Below are 1,397 nucleotides of genomic sequence, written 5' to 3'. Positions count from 1 at the left end.
AATCCTGCATCGGTAAGATTCTTACAATTGCTTAAATCAAGATGCTGCAAACCCGTTAAAGATGTCAAATGCGCTAATCCAGCATACGTGAGATTATATCTACTCAGATTTAGATGCTGCAAGGCCGTTAAGGGTGTCAAATGGGCCAATCCTGCATCGGTAAGATTCTTACAATTGCTTAAATCAAGATGCTGCAAACCCGTTAAGAGTGTCAAATGGGCTAATCCTGCATCGGTGAGATTCTCACAGTAATTTAGACCTAAATGCTGCAAAGCTGTTAAGGGTGTTAAATGTGCTAATCCATCGTCAGTGAGTTTACTGCATTGGCTTAAATCAAGATGCTGCAAACCCGTTAAGAGTGTCAAATGGGCTAATCCAGCATCGGTGATACACCATAGTTTGCTTAGATTTAAACGCTGTAAAGACGTTAAGGGTGTTAAATGTGCTAATCCTGCATCAGTGATGACTCGACAATTCTTAAAATGAAGTATTTTTAAATTTTTACAATTTTTTAATGCTAAAAGATGGGCATCGGTCAAATAAATATTGTTAAAAAAATCAAGAGCTTCTATCTCATCTGAGAGGTGATTTATAATTCTTTCAAACTCCGCTAACTGAAAAGTCTGGTTTAATAAGGCGTTCACAACGGTCGATTCTAAATAATCCTTCAATCTATTTAATTGACAGCGATGTGCAAAATTTAAAAGTTTTTTTAATCCGACTAAACTTTCTTCAGTGGAGTTAAAAGGTTCAAATCTCTGAGATTCGTACCCATCTATCAGCTGTTCTTCTAAATTCTTCACCACTTCTGTCAATTCATAATAATCGGCGAGTTGAATGGCAGAAGTAATTTCTTCTAAGAACCTGTTTAAAATCTTTTTAAAAGGAGAACCACAAACGCCAAAATGACCAGATTTAAGCTTGTATTCAATTTTCTTTCGCAGTTCTTCCATAACCTTCTGCATTTTTCTAACCAGCTAAAAGAACGCTCTACGATCCATCTTTTCGCAATCACTTTAAAAGCATGCAATTCGTTTCTTTTCGTTATCTCTACTGTACATCCCAATATCTCTTGAATACCATTTGAAAATGGTTCTCCAGAATATCCTCTATCTGCTAAAATATTTTTTACTTCAGACAAAATACTCTTATTCAGTAAACATGCTTCTAGAGCTCCTTTTCTATCAGTAACATTTGCTGTGGTTATATGAATGGCATGAGGCAATCCTTGAGTGTCTACTGCTATGTGCCGTTTGATACCTGAGATTTTTTTTCCTGCATCATAGCCTTTACTTTCAGCTGTATCGGTATTCTTAACGCTTTGCGCATCAACTATGATAAAACTGGTTTTCTCGTTCCGACCACTGCTTTGTCGAACCTCTCCAACGATTTTTTTT

At 36.4% G+C, this 1,397-nt stretch carries 1 protein-coding gene and 1 pseudogene; both read right to left on the bottom strand.

Going from position 1 to position 1,397, the window contains the following annotated elements; translation table 11 throughout:
* Positions 1 to 953: pseudogene (locus tag TY19_RS07180) on the bottom strand (hypothetical protein); the annotation flags it as partial.
* Positions 869 to 1,397, bottom strand: a 529-nt coding sequence (locus tag TY19_RS07175) for an IS5 family transposase (protein ID WP_102035404.1), incomplete at its 5' end; no start/stop codon positions are given. The pseudogene TY19_RS07180 and the gene TY19_RS07175, both read right to left, overlap by 85 nt.

The organism is Candidatus Protochlamydia sp. R18, assembly GCF_000648255.1.
In the GTDB taxonomy this organism is placed as follows: domain Bacteria; phylum Chlamydiota; class Chlamydiia; order Chlamydiales; family Parachlamydiaceae; genus Protochlamydia; species Protochlamydia amoebophila.
The sequence above is the reverse complement of the archived record's forward strand: the minus strand, read 5'-3'. Positions and strand labels throughout refer to the sequence as shown.